At 61.7% G+C, this 15,382-nt stretch carries 12 protein-coding genes; 5 read left to right on the plus strand and 7 right to left on the minus strand.

Translation table 11 applies throughout. The annotated features are described in order from the left end of the window. Position 1 precedes the first annotated feature (1 nt). From P8L30_12605 to P8L30_12615, 3 genes are all read right to left on the minus strand, one after another. Positions 2 to 1,372: a sigma-54 dependent transcriptional regulator gene (locus tag P8L30_12605; GenBank protein MDG2241035.1), complete on the minus strand. Its 1,371-nt coding sequence runs from the start codon at positions 1,370 to 1,372 to the stop codon at positions 2 to 4. Beyond that, positions 1,369 to 3,051, minus strand: coding sequence for an ATP-binding protein (locus P8L30_12610; protein MDG2241036.1), 1,683 nt, complete (start codon positions 3,049 to 3,051; stop codon positions 1,369 to 1,371). The genes P8L30_12605 and P8L30_12610 overlap by 4 nt, the downstream gene beginning before the upstream one ends. A 132-nt stretch (positions 3,052 to 3,183) precedes the next feature. Beyond that, complete coding sequence (locus P8L30_12615; protein MDG2241037.1) at positions 3,184 to 3,726, minus strand: histidine kinase dimerization/phospho-acceptor domain-containing protein; 543 nt, start codon at positions 3,724 to 3,726, stop codon at positions 3,184 to 3,186. 43 nt (positions 3,727 to 3,769) lie between these two features. On the opposite strand from P8L30_12615, the gene P8L30_12620 reads away from it, so the two are divergent. Continuing rightward, the gene (locus P8L30_12620; GenBank protein ID MDG2241038.1) at positions 3,770 to 5,824 is read left to right on the plus strand and encodes a hypothetical protein; all 2,055 of its coding nucleotides are present in this window, start codon (positions 3,770 to 3,772) and stop codon (positions 5,822 to 5,824) included. Between the two features lie 60 nt (positions 5,825 to 5,884). Here P8L30_12620 and P8L30_12625 read toward each other — a convergent pair whose 3' ends face one another. Both P8L30_12625 and P8L30_12630 read right to left on the minus strand, forming a co-directional pair. Beyond that, entirely contained in the window at positions 5,885 to 6,655 is a 771-nt protein-coding gene (locus P8L30_12625; protein ID MDG2241039.1) for a DUF5715 family protein, read from the minus strand. Positions 6,656 to 6,871: 216 nt separating this feature from the next. After that, entirely contained in the window at positions 6,872 to 7,492 is a 621-nt protein-coding gene (locus P8L30_12630) for a superoxide dismutase (GenBank protein ID MDG2241040.1), read from the minus strand. A gap of 91 nt (positions 7,493 to 7,583) precedes the next feature. Between P8L30_12630 and P8L30_12635 the strand changes: the two genes are divergently transcribed. Both P8L30_12635 and P8L30_12640 read left to right on the plus strand, forming a co-directional pair. After that, positions 7,584 to 8,840, plus strand: coding sequence for a DNA polymerase IV (locus P8L30_12635; GenBank protein ID MDG2241041.1), 1,257 nt, complete (start codon positions 7,584 to 7,586; stop codon positions 8,838 to 8,840). Beyond that, the gene (locus P8L30_12640; protein MDG2241042.1) at positions 8,837 to 9,652 is read left to right on the plus strand and encodes a BtpA/SgcQ family protein; all 816 of its coding nucleotides are present in this window, start codon (positions 8,837 to 8,839) and stop codon (positions 9,650 to 9,652) included. The genes P8L30_12635 and P8L30_12640 overlap by 4 nt, the downstream gene beginning before the upstream one ends. 21 nt (positions 9,653 to 9,673) lie before the next feature. Here P8L30_12640 and P8L30_12645 read toward each other — a convergent pair whose 3' ends face one another. After that, on the minus strand, positions 9,674 to 11,422 hold the full coding sequence (locus P8L30_12645) for a sodium:alanine symporter family protein (GenBank protein ID MDG2241043.1): 1,749 nt from the start codon (positions 11,420 to 11,422) through the stop codon (positions 9,674 to 9,676). Positions 11,423 to 11,559: 137 nt separating this feature from the next. Next, the gene (locus tag P8L30_12650; GenBank protein ID MDG2241044.1) at positions 11,560 to 12,723 is read right to left on the minus strand and encodes an acyl-CoA desaturase; all 1,164 of its coding nucleotides are present in this window, start codon (positions 12,721 to 12,723) and stop codon (positions 11,560 to 11,562) included. A 153-nt stretch (positions 12,724 to 12,876) separates the two neighbouring features. On the opposite strand from P8L30_12650, the gene P8L30_12655 reads away from it, so the two are divergent. Then, positions 12,877 to 13,824 carry a metalloregulator ArsR/SmtB family transcription factor gene (locus P8L30_12655; protein ID MDG2241045.1) on the plus strand — a complete coding sequence of 316 codons (948 nt, stop codon included), beginning with the start codon at positions 12,877 to 12,879 and terminating at the stop codon, positions 13,822 to 13,824. 50 nt (positions 13,825 to 13,874) lie between these two features. After that, positions 13,875 to 15,356 carry an adenosylhomocysteinase gene (gene ahcY / locus P8L30_12660; GenBank protein ID MDG2241046.1) on the plus strand — a complete coding sequence of 494 codons (1,482 nt, stop codon included), beginning with the start codon at positions 13,875 to 13,877 and terminating at the stop codon, positions 15,354 to 15,356. Positions 15,357 to 15,382 lie beyond the last annotated feature (26 nt).

Here is a 15,382-nt window from a genome sequence, read left to right on the forward strand (position 1 = left end):
GTCACTCCGCGATTCCATACCGATTGAGCTTCCGATACAGAGTGGACGGATCAATCCCGAGCACCTCTGCCGCACGAGACTTGTTGCCGCCCTCCGCCTGCAAGACCCACAGAATGTAGGCGCGCTCAATCACTTCCATCGTTGGGTTATCTGCAATCGGCTCTGCAGCCAGACGTGTCGGCGGCGCCTCTCGGACCCGCTCAGGCAATGAATCGCGAGTGACCGAACTGCCCGTCGCGACCACCGCCGCTCGCTCGAGTGCATTCTCGAGTTCACGCACGTTCCCCGGCCAGCCGTATTCTACGAGTGCGTCCATGGCTGCGTCCGAAATGTCCATGCTCTGATCGGCCCCATCCGACTCGGCTCGGGAGTCGAGGAAGTAGCGCGCAAGCAGAGGAATGTCCTCCTTCCTCTCCCTCAGCTGAGGAAGCCGCAGCTGGATGACGTTGAGTCGATAGTAGAGGTCACTGCGGAAGTCCCCTCGCTTGATTCCCTCTTCCAGATCGCGGTTCGTGGCCGCGATGATACGGGCGTGAACCGGGACCGGCTTCGTCGCACCTACCGGAATCACCTCTCGTTCCTGAAGGGCCCGGAGGAGTTTGACCTGAGTCGCTGGGCTCGTTTCTCCGATTTCGTCCAGCAAAAACGTACCTCCGGCCGCTGCAACCAAAAGACCATCCTTGTCTTTCACCGCTCCCGTAAACGAACCCTTCACGTGGCCGAAGAGTTCGCTCTCGAGGAGACCCTCGGGAAGCGCTCCGCAGTTGATCGACAGGAACGGGCCTTCGGTGCGCTCCGATAGCTCGTGGATGTAGCGGGCGACCACTTCCTTCCCCGTGCCGCTCGCGCCCGACAAAAGAACGGTTGAGTCCGTGGATGCGACGGTCTCGGCCAGCTTCAGTGCCGCCACAAAATTCGGCGCGACACCGATGGGCCTGCCTGCCGGCCGGCCTTTCCCCGTCCGAATCTCCTTCTTGAGACGCTTGTTTTCGACACGAAGCTGTCGGGTCTCCGCCGCACGCCTGCAAATAGCAAGCAACTCCTCGTTGGCGAACGGCTTCTGCAAGTAGTAATAGGCTCCCTCGTTCACCGCGCGCACCGCCGACTGAAGAGACGCCTGTGCAGTCATAAGGATGACGGACATCTCCGGATCGACCTCGTGCGCCCGAGCCAGCACCTCGAGGCCCGTCGCACCGGGCATCCTGATGTCTGTGAGGACGATGTCCGGAAGCTCCTGGTCGAGGGCATCCAGAGCCTTGGACCCAGAATCGGCTACGGCGACCTGGTATCCCTGCCCCCTGAACAAGATGGACAGCGTCTCGAGGATCGCGGTCTCGTCGTCCACGAGTAGAATCTTCACTGGATTTTTCATGCTCCGCCCTCCGCGGTATCACCGGGAAGCCCAGGGAGATAGATCAAGAAATGCGCACCGCCCTCGGGTGCTCGCTCCACTAGCGTCACTCCTTGGTGGGCTTCAACCGCACGGTGCACCACGGCGAGCCCAAGCCCGCTGCCCGAGTCCCGGGTCGTAAAGAAGGGATCGAAAATTCGCGCAGCGACCTCGGGATCGACGCCTGGGCCACTATCCCGAACGCTGAGGCTTCGGGGGTGCGCGATATCAACCCCCCTTGGGCGGACAGGCACAGTCACTTCGGCTGCCGCGACCACTACAGTTCCACCCTGCCCCGCCGACTGTGCCGCATTCAGCAACAGATTGAATAGGGCCTGGTGAAGCAGGTCTCGGTCCGCCTCGACCCGCACTGGCGTATCGGGCACATCCATGGACAGCGATACGTTCTCGAGATCTGGGTGCTGCCTAGCAAGCGCCACACAGTGGCGAATCAAATCCCCCAGATCGACGTCCTCGCGTGCTCCAAACTTCATGACCGAGTAATCCAAGAACTCGGAAAGCAGTCGACTCAGTCGATCTGATTCGGTCAGGACCAGACGTTCCAGCGTCCCTCGATCCTCGGGTGAAATGGTCCGGCCGCTCAGCTGCTCAACAGAACTTCGGATCGACGCGAGCGGGTTCTTAATCTCGTGGGCCAACGACGCCGACAGAGCCGCAACCACCTCAAGTCGTTCAGCTCTGAAATTCAGCTCGTCGATGCGCTCCAGGTCAGTGATGTCCTGGAAGATCGCGGTGGCCGAGTCGGACTCCGCGTCGGCCCTCGGGAGTACCGTGGTGCTGACCCCAAGGCGGATCCGCTTTCCATCGGGGAGTGTCGCGGTGGTCCTGAATCGGGCTACAGGTCTCCCGTCGCGCACCGAGCCCTCCAACACGCCACCCAAGCCGGGTGCGACCGTCTCGACATTTTCGAGAATGGGTTCCCCAAGAACATCCCGCAGCGGGAGCCCCAGCAGTGCCTCGGCAGCTACGTTGGCGTAGACGAGCCGGCCCTCACCATCCACGGTGACGACACCGGTCGCGAGGGTGCCGAGGATGTCGCCAGTATCGAGTCGGAGCTGATGCAGCTCGGACGAGACCTCCCCGAGGGTGGCTCCGGCCTGCCGGAGACGATCTCCCAGAACCCCGGTGAGGAGTGCGACGATCGTGAATAAGCCGATCTGCGCGGCGACCTCCGGGTTGAAAGTGCTCTGGAATCCCCATACGAGATCGGCAAAATAGGCGATGCTGGCCAGTCCGCCGATGAGCACCCCGCCCGGAAGCGGAAGAAGCAGTGCGCCCGCACTTATCACCAGGATGTAGACTGGCGCGAAATTACTGTCCGGCCCCTGGGTGATATGGACGATCCCGGTCACCAGCGCGACGTCCAGGATCACCTGCGCGTACATGAAATTGTCGCTCGGTTTGCGACCCAGAAAATGGGTGAACCAGAACGAAGACGCCGTAACCGCCAGGGCGACAAGAAACATGACCGTTGCAACGAGGGTCGCTTCAGGATCGACCGAAAGCCAACGGACGAAGGCAGCAACCAGAATGCCCGCGAGCAGTGTGAGTCGCCCGAGGTAGAGCCAACGAAGTAGGGCTCGGCGACCCAATTGTAGTTGGGGGCCCGACGGAGCCGGGGTCACAGCCGAATCAGCCACGATGCCAGTCTCAGGTCACAGGATCCAACGGAGTCTTAGTGTCCCCGCTACAGCCATAGTAGCGGGGCTTCGCATTCTGCAACACCCGTGGGGTGGCATAATGCGAGCCCGCGTGGCCGGCGCCCGTATCAGTCAATCCTCTACGAGCCGGAGGTGTTTTGAGTCGACGATCATGTCGCGCATGCGGCGAAGCTGCGCCTGAGTAACCTCGAGAGCCTCCCGGACCTCTGGGTCTTCGATGTCTAACAGGAGCAGTTGAACTTCGGCCAGAGCGGACGTCAGCGGATTGTTAAGGTCGTGTCGCACACGGGAGATCTCTGTGAGAACACCACGGAGCTCCAGCATCAGCCCCGGCCGATCGTTCGAAGCAGACGCAAAATCGGCGACGTCGGTCGCTGCGTGGCGACGGCCGAAGCCAACCGTACGGATCCGTCGGTCCTCAGCATCCACGATCCCGAGCACCCACGAGGGGTCGGCCGGCGCGATGAGCGCTGCAAGTACCATGACCTCGCTGTCCGGCCGCGAAGCGCGATCAAGGAGAACGAGCCCCGGGTCACGGGACTCGAGCTGCCCCAATTCGTGGGCATCCGCCAACACCGTAGGCGGGTTCTCCGGCCGGCTCAGCGCCGCGAAAACGTCCGCCTGATCCGAAATTAAATATACAGGCCGTTGCATCTGTTGTGGCTCCCTCAGAGTGTCCTGGCCGGAAAGGTGGCCCATGACCACATTGTCGGCCATGCCCGCTCATAGGATAACTCCCGCGCGGATCGTCGGCTGGGCTCTGCTCGCGCTTTCGGCCCTGCCGCTACACCGCCTCCTGGCCCCTGAGCGCACCGGGTCCGCGGGTATTTCGACCCGGGCGAGTGCTGAAGCAGCGTGGAATTCCGGCTGGTTGGGATCGCTAATCGTGATCGTGTTGGCGGCGATCATCTCCAGAGCCACACCGACCGACCGCCTGAAGACTGCCACGAACGCGGCCGTCTCCGCGCTCGCCGCCGTCCCGGGGCGTAACTTCGCCGTGCTCATCGGGATGGGCACCGCCGGGCTGGCCGCACTCACTGCCGTCTTCGTCCATGGGGCTGAGCCAACCTCCGTCGACGAACTCGTGCAACTTCTCCACGCACGCGCGATATCGGGTGCTGGACTGACCCTGCCACTGGAGAACGCCACCGCGAGCTGGGCCGTTCAAAACGGGGTATTTACCGAGTCCGGATGGGCCTCCATCTATCCTCCTCTCCATACCGTCCTCTTGGCAGGCGCCCTGCTGGTGGGCGTTCCGTGGCTGCTCGGCCCCTTGGCTATCGGCTTAGCCACCGCAGCCTTCTCGTTGGGGTTAGACCGGGTCTTGGACGACACCCGCCTCTCGCGTGCGTCGGCGACGCTCCTCGCCGTTTGTCCGTTCTGGCTCCTTTTGGGCAGCACATACTTGAGCCACTCGACCGCCGCCGCCGGGGTGTGCCTGGTCTTCTGGGCTGCCGCGCGGGCGCGCACCCCAAGCTTGCGGTCATTTCTGCTACTCGGAGCGGCGGTCGGCTTCACAATTTGTGTCAGGCCATGGACGGGACTCGTGCTCTCTGCAGCCATCGTTTCCACAGTCACCGTCCAACCCCTTTGGCCTCGGACTACAACACGGGATCGCGTCACCGCGGCCACGTCCTTCGTTCTGGGCGGCGTGCCGTTCGCCGGATTCCTATTCTGGTGGAATACGAGCCTCTTCGGTGCTCCCACGCGCTTGGGGTACTCCGCCGCGTTCGGGCCGTCTCACGGCCTTGGCTTTCATACGGATCCGTGGGGTAACGTATACGGCATGCTTGAGGCGGTCGCCTACTCGGGCGCTGACCTCATCCAGCTCAGCGCCCACCTCATGGAGTCGCCTCTCCCTGCCCTGTTGGTCGTCGGGGCAGCGCTCGCGGCTGGGGCGCGATACCGGGGCATGTGGACGCTGATTGCGTGGGGGGGCGCAGGCGTCCTCGGGAACGCGCTCTATTGGCACCACGGCGTACACATGGGTCCACGCATGTTGTTTGAAACGACCCCAGCGTGGATTGCAGCAGCGGTTTGCGGCGGCCACGCACTCGCGACATCGTCGCCCTTCCGGACTCGCTGGGTGCGAAACGTCGCAACATGGGCCCTCCTTCTCACTCTGGTTGGATCGGTGGTGCTCGCCCCAGGCCTCATCTTGGCACAAAAACGATCCCAAGAAGACAGCCCCAAGCTTGGGGCCCACGCTCTGCCTCCACCTCGGGCCGTGGTGTTCGTGCATGGGAGTTGGGCATCTCGCGTGTCGGCTCGACTGGCCGCTTCGGGAATGCGTAGAGATTCGATCGAAACAGCGCTCCGCCGGAATGACATATGTAAGGTCGACACGTTCAGCCGGACCGAAATCACGACACGCACGACGACCGAGATGGACCTAGACGCACAGCCAGGCTATCCGCCGAATTTGGCCGTCCGAGCCCTCTCTCCTGGCAACGTCGTACGGATAGAGCCTTCCCGTCCGCTCACCTCCGCGTGCGCGAGGGAGGCCCGATCGGATCGTTTCGGATCTATCGAACTCGAGTCTCTGCTGTGGCGACTACCGCCACTGCCGGGCGCTGACATTATCCTGGCCCGAGACATGGGCCCGGCCGGAAACGTCCCGGTACTCGAGCTCTACGAATACACACCCTACGTGTACATCGACGGGCCGAATGGACTGCGGCTCCTAGCCTACGATGTGGGTATGGAATTGGCTTGGGGGGGGCCGACACTTCCTACCGGGGGCGCGAAATAGCGCGCACTTCTCCAGCGAGCGCTTGCTGACCCGCGATCCACGGTCGCAGCTAAGAGCAGGTCAGCGAGACTCGGGAAGTTCGAGGACCTGCCCGGCGTAAATACGGCTACCTCGGAGACCATTCGTCCGCCTCAGATCGTCCACAGTCGTTCCATGTCGACGCGCAATCGTCCAAAGTGAGTCGCCGGACCGCACTGTGTAGTCGACCTGAGCGATGCGATCGGCAGAACGAGTCATGATGCCGCCGACGTAAGAAGCATACTGCTGGGGGAAGATGGCAACGTGATAATGCGCGGGATAGCGCTCTCGAGTCGCCTCGAGCACTCCGCTTCCCTCAAGAGACCCAAGAACACCTTCCAGCCAATTACGACAGTTCCGGTTCCGGCTGTAGCGGAGATCAATGGCCATACCAGTCGGGTGGACCGATCGCTCCGAAGCGTTGCGCGGCTGGCGTGTCGTGGGCCGAGTCAGGCTCGTCACCACGAGCTGTTCTCCACAGGCCGCTCGGTATTGCTGTGACAGCCGCTCTACAAAGAGCGAGACCTCGGGCCGAGCAAACGGGAACGATACGGCATGGAGTTGGAAGTTGCGGTTCGGGCGGATCCGCACGAGCCAGCCCTTCGACGCGAAGTACTCAATGCGGTCACCCGTGTCGATAAAGGTGTAGTCGTGTTGCCTCGCGACCGAGTTCTGGCGGTCGAGCGATGCGGCCGATCCCCGGAGACTCTGCGCGAAAGCTGGAGACGCGACACTGCCCGCAAGAATCACCGCCGCCAAAAGGCAGCCGATTCCACGCAGTCCCATCGAATCCGATAGATCGACTCTCTTCATCACCGTCCTACGAGAGAAACCTCTACCCACCATCCGACCTACAACGGCCGTAAGGATCATATGTAAACATATGTTTCACAGCGCACAAGTTTGCTTCTCCTACTTATGACCCACGCGACGAAGCTGGAACTTCCTCCCTCGGTGGCGAACGACGGGAGAGGTGGGCGATCCATAGGATCGCCCACCCGCTTCCAATCGTGGCAGTATCGGCGTTGATCAGCCCTTTGCTGCTGAGTATCGGGCGCCAACCACGTCCCAGTTAACCACATTCCAGAAGGACGTCAGGTAATCAGGGCGCCGGTTCTGGTAATTCAAATAGTACGCGTGCTCCCAGACGTCTACACCGAGGATCGGCGTCATCCCCTGCATAACGGGGCTGTCCTGATTCGCGGTCGCAAAGCACTGCAAGCCGCCTTGGCCATCCACGCACAGCCACCCCCAGCCGGATCCGAACTGCGCACCTGCTGCCGCCTGGAACTTGGACTTGAAGTCGTCGAGTGAACCAAAAGCCGAATCAATCGCGGCCGCGAGGTCATCCGACGGCGCTGAGGCCCCACCGGGCGTCATGACATCCCAGAAGAGCGCATGGTTCACATATCCACCGCCGTTGTTACGAACCGCGCCCCGAATCCCCTCTGGAAGCGCGTCGAGATCGGAAAGCAGATCATCGGCAGACTTGCCATGTAAGTCCGCGTGCCCCTCGATCGCGGCATTTAGCTTTGCGGTATAACCGGCGTGATGTTTGCCATGGTGGATCTCCATGGTACGGGCATCGATGTTGGGCTCGAGCGCATTGTGCGCATAACCCAACTCGGGAAGATCGAACGGATAGGCCATGTAAGTAGGCTCCTTGGCATTGTCGTTGTTTCGCAGGAGATTGTACCCCGGTCGGTTCCCCTCAGCAAACCGTTGGAAATCGGGTCCATTGGTGCAGGAATCCTCAACCTCAAGGCGCATCCTCCTCGTCGACTGTGACGCGTTCTTCGTTCAGGTCGCGCGCCTAGAAGACCCGGAAGGGGCAGGCCGCGCGGATTGCCTCATCGTCGGGGGCTCCGCAACCGGCCGAGGCGTTGTCACTTCAGCGTCCTACGCCGCCCGAGCGTTCGGAGTGCGCTCCGCGATGCCGACCGCACATGCGCTGCGCCTGTGCCCTCAAGCCAAGGTGGCAAGCGTTCCCCGCGGAGCGATCAGTGCCCGAAGTCTGGTAGTGCGCGAGGCCCTCGAAGACCTCTCGCCCGTGGTGCAACCTGCCTCGGTAGATGAATTCTATCTCGACCTTTCGGGGACAGAACGACTCTTCGCTGGAGAAACGCTGGAAGCGACGGCTTGGAGAATCCGGCAGGAAGTGTTGGAGCGCTCAGAGATCTCGGTCTCCATTGGGGCTGGCACGCGTCGGGTCATCGCGAAGCTCGCGACTAGCTACGCAAAACCGGCTGGCGTCCACGTCGTACTTCCGGGAGCAGAGGAGTCCTTTCTCCGCCAACTCGACCTCGCAGACATTCCGGGGATCGGGCCAGCTTTGGTCGAGACCCTCGCGAAGAAGGGACTCACGCGGGTGGACGACGCGTGGAACGTCCAAACGGAGTGGTTACAGCGCTGGCTTGGTGAACGGCGCGGCATGTGGCTGTATCAGCGTATTCGGGGCATCGATTCGAGCGAGGTGGACCCTCATGAGCGAAGGAAGTCGATCTCGTCGGAGCGCACCTTTTTCGATGACATCGACGACGACGATGAGCTCGAGCGCCGCCTGCTGAAGCTCACCGGGTCCGTCGGCCGGACCTTACGCGGCAAGTCGTCGAGAGCACGCACCATCACGATCAAGCTACGCGACTTCGACTTCAAGACGCGCCAACACAGCCGGACGGTGCCCGAGCCCATCGAGTCCGATGCCGCGATCTACGATGTCGCCAAGGCCCTCCTCTGGGACCTTCGTACCGACCGCCGAGTCCCCGTACGCCTAGTTGGAGTCGGGCTCAGTGGCTTGACCGGATCCGATGATGCCCCGCAACTCGGTCTCTTCGCGGAACCGGTGGCGGGGGAGACCGAACGAGAACGCACCGTCTCCCGTACTGTGGACGAACTGCGCAACCGATTCGGCAGCGAAGCCGTGATGCCTGGCCTCCTTGTGGAAGGCTGGGATAGGAAGAAGAGCAAGAATCCACCGGACGGAGAGAAATCGAAGTGACTGCCGAAACTCACATGCCAGGATTGTCTTCAGTTTGGCCGTCGGGGCATCCCTTGATTGGGATGGTCCACCTGCTGCCACTCCCAGGGTCCCCGCGCTGGGGCGGATCAATGCACCGAGTCCTCGATCGAGCTGAAGCAGATGCGAACGCTCTCGCCAAAGCTGGTTTCGACGGTGTGATCGTGGAGAACTTCGGCGACGTGCCCTTCTTCCCGGATGTGGTGCCCCCGGAGACGATCGCTGCGCTCACCTCAGCCGTGTCACGCGTCGCCTCCTGCTCCAGTGCCCCAGTCGGCGTGAACGTGCTGCGGAATGATGCACGCGCGGCTCTAGGCATCGCCGTTGCCACCGAGGCGCGTTTCATTCGTGTCAACGTGCACACGGGGTCGATGTGGACCGACCAGGGTCTGATCGAAGGGCGCGCTCACGAGACGATGCGCGCACGACGAGAACTCGGCATGGACGTAGCCGTACTTGCGGACGTCTTCGTGAAACACGCCACGCCACCCACTGACGCAACGCTCGACGACGCGGCCAACGATACGTTCCATCGCGGCCTCGCCGATGCTCTGATTGTCTCGGGCCGCGGCACCGGATTGGAAACGGAGCTCAAAGACGTCCAGACCGTTCGGGCCACCGCACCTGATGTGCCGTTGTTGATCGGGAGCGGAATGAACGTCGAGAACGGCCCCGGCCTACTCGCGTTAGCCGACGGAGCCATCGTGGGATCGGCGGTCATGAATGAAGGACGGCCCGGATCCGGAATCGATCCGGTCCGGGCCGCAGCCTTCATATCCGCTGTGCGAGGCTAAGCCCTCGCAGCTGACTACAAGTTAGTCGCCAAGATTCCGCGATTGGTTTTTCGCAAGCATGGCCTCGTAGGGCTTCCGCTCGAAGTAGCTCTTGGTCTCCGCGACTACGATCGGCGCGAGCAGCAGCAGGGCGATCAGGTTCGGCCAGATTACGATGGCAAGAGCCACATCACCGAGCGCCCACACGACAGCAAGTGGGAGCACAGCACCCACGAAGTGAGCTCCCACAAAGACGAACTTGTACGGGAGCACAGCTCTCTGACCGAGCAGGTAATGCGCGCAACGGTCTCCGTAGTAACTCCACGAGATCGCGGTAGAGATTCCGAAGAGAAGCACGCCCAACACAACAATCATGTGGCCCCAGTCACCGATCGGAGCCAAGCCCTGTCGGAAGGCGGCCGCAGTCAGCGGCGCGGCGTTTTCCACAGCACCACCGTATAGGGATGTGTAGGTCGTCCCATTCGAGCCAACGGCCTCTCCGCGGTCCGGGTACACAGTCCCCGTAAACAGCTGCGTCTGGTCGGCGTCAGTGTAGAGCGGATCGACGCCCGCTTCGTGCCACGACACGAGGGGCGCATCCAGGCCCGTCTGCGTGTGCTGACCATTCGCAATCTGAATCTCAGACGGAGCATCCACTCCCGCGTACCGCCCTGACTCGACCTCAGCGGTATACGTGATATCACCACCGCCCAACGTCAGTTCTGTTGGGAAACGCTGCTCATACGTACCGGTCATGATGATCACGAGGCCCGTGAGCGAGCAGATGACGATCGTGTCGATGAACGGTTCGAGGAGCGCGACGACACCCTCTGAGACAGGCTCGTCCGTCTTCGCGGCTGCATGGGCGATCGGAGCGGAGCCCTGCCCCGCTTCGTTTGAGAACAAGCCTCGACGAACACCCCACATAAGGGTGATCACGAAGACACCCGCGCCGATGCCCGCAACACCCGCGCTCGGGTTGAACGCCTCGGCGAAGATCGTCGTGAACGCGCCGGGCAGCGCCCCGAGGTTCAGAACGATGATCAACACTGCGCCCGCGACGTAAATCGCCGCCATGAAGGGCGCGAGAATAGACGTCACTTTTCCGATTCTGCCGATGCCGCCCAGAATGACCGCCCCGACGATCATCGCCGTGATGCCACCCGTGAGCCAGAAGGGCATCCCGAACGCGGAGTTCATCTGATCCGCCACCGTATTGGCCTGTACGGCGTTGCCGGTGAAGAAGGCAGTGAAACCCAGCATCACGGCAAAGAAGATGGCCATAGGCCTCCACCGCGGCCCGAGACCCTTTTCGATGTAGTACATCGGTCCACCGGCGACCCCACCAAGCTCATCGGTCGTGCGGTACTTCTGAGCAAGCGTGACCTCAGAGTACTTGGTCGCCATCCCCAGAATTGCGGTGACCCACATCCAAAACAAGGCGCCTGGTCCGCCCCAGTGAATCGCCATCGCCACGCCGGCAATGTTCCCAATACCGACTGTCGCAGACAGTGCGGTAGTGAGGGCCTCGAAGTGCGAGACGTCACCCGGGTCGTCCGGGTCGTCGTACTTCCCGGTGGTCACACCGAAGCCATGCCCCAGACGACTAAACTGGACGAAGCCGGTTCGGAACGTGAGGTACAGTCCGGTCCCGAGCAGAAGGATGACCATCAACGGCACCCGCTCCCCACCGAACGATGGACCGACTTCGATGATGTACTCGTTGGCGAAGTCCACAACCGGCTGTAAGAAGCGATTGAGGATGTCGACTACCGGCTGAAGCCAGTCCATAGGGGCGTCCCTGTTGAGCAGGTGGAGACCAGAAGTCTCAATATTTCGGGGGGTGAAGAGACGAAGAATGCCCCGACCCTAGAGTCGAGGCAAGCTACGCCGCCATCGGCGAAATAAACGTCTCTTGGACGAGGCTCTTACGTGCCCGCGGCGGCCGTCGAACAAACGTGCGCAGCCACTGCCGCAGCCAACAGCTCATGAGCGCGATTCACGATCTCGTCGAGAGAGGGAGACTCCTGGAACATCTCCTCAGCTTTCTCACGCAGTTCCGGCACCGTAGGGAGAAGCGGCATCGACATTTCGGTCAGCCGCTCTTCCAACTGTTCACGAGTGCGCTTCGCACGTTCGGCAAGGTCGTCCAGAGTATGGGACTCGGCCCACGACTCCTTAACCCGCGCCGCGTAGATCTCGACATTGAACGCCCCGGCCAGTTCGGCAGCGACCTTCTCGACGACCTTACGACCCACCGGCTTCTCACCCCGGACAATTGCCTCGGGCGGTGCTCTTAGATCCCAAACGACGCGGAACCAGGACATGACCTTGAGCACATAGAAGGAGATATCGACTTCCCACCACTGGAAGCCCTGCCTCGTGGAACTCTGGTAGTGGTGGTGGTTGTTGTGCCAACCCTCACCCAGCGTGATGATCGCCAGGAAGAAATTGTTGCGGGAATCATCACCGGTCAGGTACCGTTGCGAGCCCATTTCGTGGGCCAGCGAGTTGATGAAGAACGTGCAATGGTACAGTGCGACCGTGCTCCAGAAGAACCCCACCACAAGCATCGGCCAGCCACCCCACAAGAACAGGGCAGTTCCTAGGACGATCGCAGGCGTGTACGTGAAGCGATCCAGCAGCACGAGCTCGGGGTACTGGGTCAGGTCACGCACAGTCCCATAGTCTGGCTTCTCGTTCTTCGGGTTAAAAATCCAACCCATGTGCGCGTACAGGAATCCGTGATGCCGCGGAGAATGCACGTCATCCAGCGTGTCCGAGTGGAGATGGTGGTGCCGATGCACGGCAGCCCACCAAATCACGCCCCGCTGAGCGGATGATTGTCCGATCCAGGCCATCAGGAACTGAAAGACCCTGCTCGTCTTGTAGGAGCGATGGCTGAAGTACCGATGGTACCCCGCCGTGATCGCCCACATACGAACGACATACAGCGCTACCGCGACCCAAACCGCCTTGGCGGGCACACCCGTCCAAATCGCTCCCAAGGTCGCCAGATGGACCAATAGGAACGGGATTGTTGCCGGGTAAACGATGTCGTCGTGCGGCGCGTGGTCATGGTGGTGAGCCACTCCCTTCCTCCGGTCTAGATGGGCGCGGGGGGTCGCGAAGGGCGTACCTTAACGGTCCTTGAGGACCTCGCCAAGGACTTTTGCCTCTTTCTCCCGGGGCGGCTCAGCGGGGTTGATCGCCGGGCAGTCTGATGTATGTTTCAATCTGCATATATGAATACGACTGCCACCACACCGATCCTAGAGCGCCTGAGCGCGCTCGGAGATGAAACCCGGACACGGATTCTCGCACTGCTTGAACGAAGCGAGATGACGGTGTCCGAGCTGTGCTCAGTCTTACAGATCGCTCAGCCCAACATCAGTCGGCACCTGAAGACTTTGACGTCGGAGGGGTGGATCGAGGCCCGTGCAGCGGGGCGTAGCAGACATTACCGATTGGCCGCCGAGCTCGAACCCGCTGCGCTCGGCCTGTGGCAGATCGTCCGCGACGAGGTCACGGGTACGACTCCGTTCAACACGGATGCCGATCGGGCGGGGGCGGTCTTGGATGAACGGGGCCGCCAATCCGCCGCCTTCTTCGCGGAGGTGGCCGAGCGCTGGGATGAAGTGCGTGCTGACCTTTTCGGGTCGTCAGCCGCCGCAGCTCCGCTGCTCGGTCTACTTCGTGCCGAGTGGACCGTAGGCGACCTCGGTACCGGTACAGGAGCCTTGGCCGAAACGATCGCCCCCTTCGTCCAGAAGGTGATCGGGGTAGACCGGTCGGGGGAGATGCTCGAGGCCGCGAAGGTCCGCACAGAATCGCTTGGCTCAGTGGATCTCAGGCTCGGCGAACTCGAAGGCCTTCCTATTGAAGATGCCGAACTCGATGTCGCCATCCTCGCTCTGGTTCTTCACTACGTCGTGGATCCGGTCGCCGTCCTGCACGAGGTGGCCCGAGCTTTGAAGCCAGGGGGTTCCGTGATCATCCTCGATATGCGCGAACACCAAAGGGGAGTCGGCTATCTGGAAGACATGGGTCATGTCTGGCCCGGTTTCGCTACAGATGACCTCCGAAGCTGGCTCGAGCGATCCGGCTTCTCCGGAATCAACGTCACGTCATTACGGCCGGAGCTCAGCGCTTCCGGCCCTCCGCTTTTCCTAGCCTCGGCGCGCAACAGCTGACGCCGACACTCAAACTGACCCACTCAACGAACCTGCCCATAAAGGATGTCATGAGCGATACCGCAGTAGCACCAGAAAAAGGAATCGACACGGACCGGCCCCCGTTCAAGGTGGCGGACCTGTCTCTCGCAGAGTGGGGCCGGAATGAAATCCGCCTGGCCGAACAGGAGATGCCCGGCCTGATGTCCGCGCGGGCCGAGTACGGCCCCGAGCAGCCGCTCGCGGGTCTTAAGGTAGCGGGCTCGTTGCACATGACTGTGCAGACTGCGGTACTCATCGAAACGCTCATGGACTTGGGCGCCGACGTACGCTGGGTCTCGTGCAACATCTTCTCTACTCAGGACCACGCAGCAGCCGCGGTCGCGGTGGGCCGTGACGGCACACCAGAGGAGCCCAAGGGCGCTGCTGTCTTCGCCTGGAAAGATGAGACGCTCGAGGAGTACTGGTGGTGCACGGACCAAATGCTCATGTGGCCCGACGGATCGGGTCCGGATCTGCTCGTCGACGACGGCGGTGATGCGACGCTCGTCATGCACAAAGGTGTCGAGTACGCGACGGCAGAAAACGTCCCGACCTTCGACCCAAAGACAGAGCCAGAGGAGTGGGGCGTAATTCTCGACCTACTTCGCAAAACGCTCACAGAAGACCCCGGAAAGTGGGCGCGGATCGTCGCTGACCTGAAGGGCGTGTCTGAGGAGACCACGACCGGCGTGCACCGCTTGTACGAGATGGAAGCCGCCGGATCACTCCTCTTCCCGGCAATCAACGTCAACGACTCGGTCACCAAGTCGAAGTTCGACAACCTCTACGGTTGCCGGCACTCGGTCGTGGACGGCCTCAACCGAGCCACGGACGTGATGCTCGCCGGAAAGACGGCGCTCGTCTTAGGCTACGGCGATGTGGGTAAAGGCTGCGCTCAGGCGCTGAAGGGTCAGGGTGCCCGAGTCTCTATCGCTGAGATCGACCCGATCTGTGCGCTCCAGGCCAGCATGGAGGGATATTCCGTAGAAAGACTGGAAGACTGCGTCGGGAGGATGGACGTCTTCATCACTGCCACCGGAAACAAAGACATCATCACGGCGGCTCACATGGGCCGAATGAAGGACAAGGCGATCGTCGCGAACATCGGCCACTTCGACAACGAGATCGACATGGCGGGCCTCGCCAAGGTCGATGGCATCGAGAAGACAGAGATCAAGCCACAGTACCACGAGTGGACGTTCAAGGACGGGCACTCCGTGCTGATCCTGGCAGAAGGGCGCCTCATGAACCTGGGCTGCGCTACCGGACATCCGAGCTTCGTGATGTCCGCCAGCTTCACCAACCAGGTCATTGCTCAGATTGAGTTGGCCCGCAACACCGGCGAATACGCCAACAAGGTCTATGTGCTGCCGAAGCACCTAGACGAGAAGGTGGCCCGGCTCCACCTCGAGAAGCTCGCCATCGACCTGACCGTGCTCTCGGACGAGCAGGCGGCGTACATCAACGTGCCGAAGGATGGGCCGTACAAGCCTGAGTACTACCGCTACTAGGTCACGCAGCGGAGGAAACTCGGGGG

The sequence above is a fragment of the Longimicrobiales bacterium genome (assembly GCA_029245345.1).
In the GTDB taxonomy this organism is placed as follows: domain Bacteria; phylum Gemmatimonadota; class Gemmatimonadetes; order Longimicrobiales; family Gaopeijiaceae; genus CALFPJ01.

What these genes read in the sequence shown, in the direction of transcription:
- P8L30_12615 (MDG2241037.1), bottom strand. Translation starts at nt 3,726, where the DNA reads ATGCAACGGCCTGTATATTTAATTTCGGATCAGGCGGACGTTTTCGCG.
- P8L30_12620 (MDG2241038.1), top strand. Translation starts at nt 3,770, where the DNA reads ATGACCACATTGTCGGCCATGCCCGCTCATAGGATAACTCCCGCGCGG.
- P8L30_12645 (MDG2241043.1), bottom strand. Translation starts at nt 11,422, where the DNA reads ATGGACTGGCTTCAGCCGGTAGTCGACATCCTCAATCGCTTCTTACAG.
- P8L30_12625 (MDG2241039.1), bottom strand. Translation starts at nt 6,655, where the DNA reads ATGAAGAGAGTCGATCTATCGGATTCGATGGGACTGCGTGGAATCGGC.
- P8L30_12630 (MDG2241040.1), bottom strand. Translation starts at nt 7,492, where the DNA reads ATGGCCTATCCGTTCGATCTTCCCGAGTTGGGTTATGCGCACAATGCG.
- P8L30_12605 (MDG2241035.1), bottom strand. Translation starts at nt 1,372, where the DNA reads ATGAAAAATCCAGTGAAGATTCTACTCGTGGACGACGAGACCGCGATC.
- ahcY (MDG2241046.1), top strand. Translation starts at nt 13,875, where the DNA reads ATGAGCGATACCGCAGTAGCACCAGAAAAAGGAATCGACACGGACCGG.
- P8L30_12655 (MDG2241045.1), top strand. Translation starts at nt 12,877, where the DNA reads ATGAATACGACTGCCACCACACCGATCCTAGAGCGCCTGAGCGCGCTC.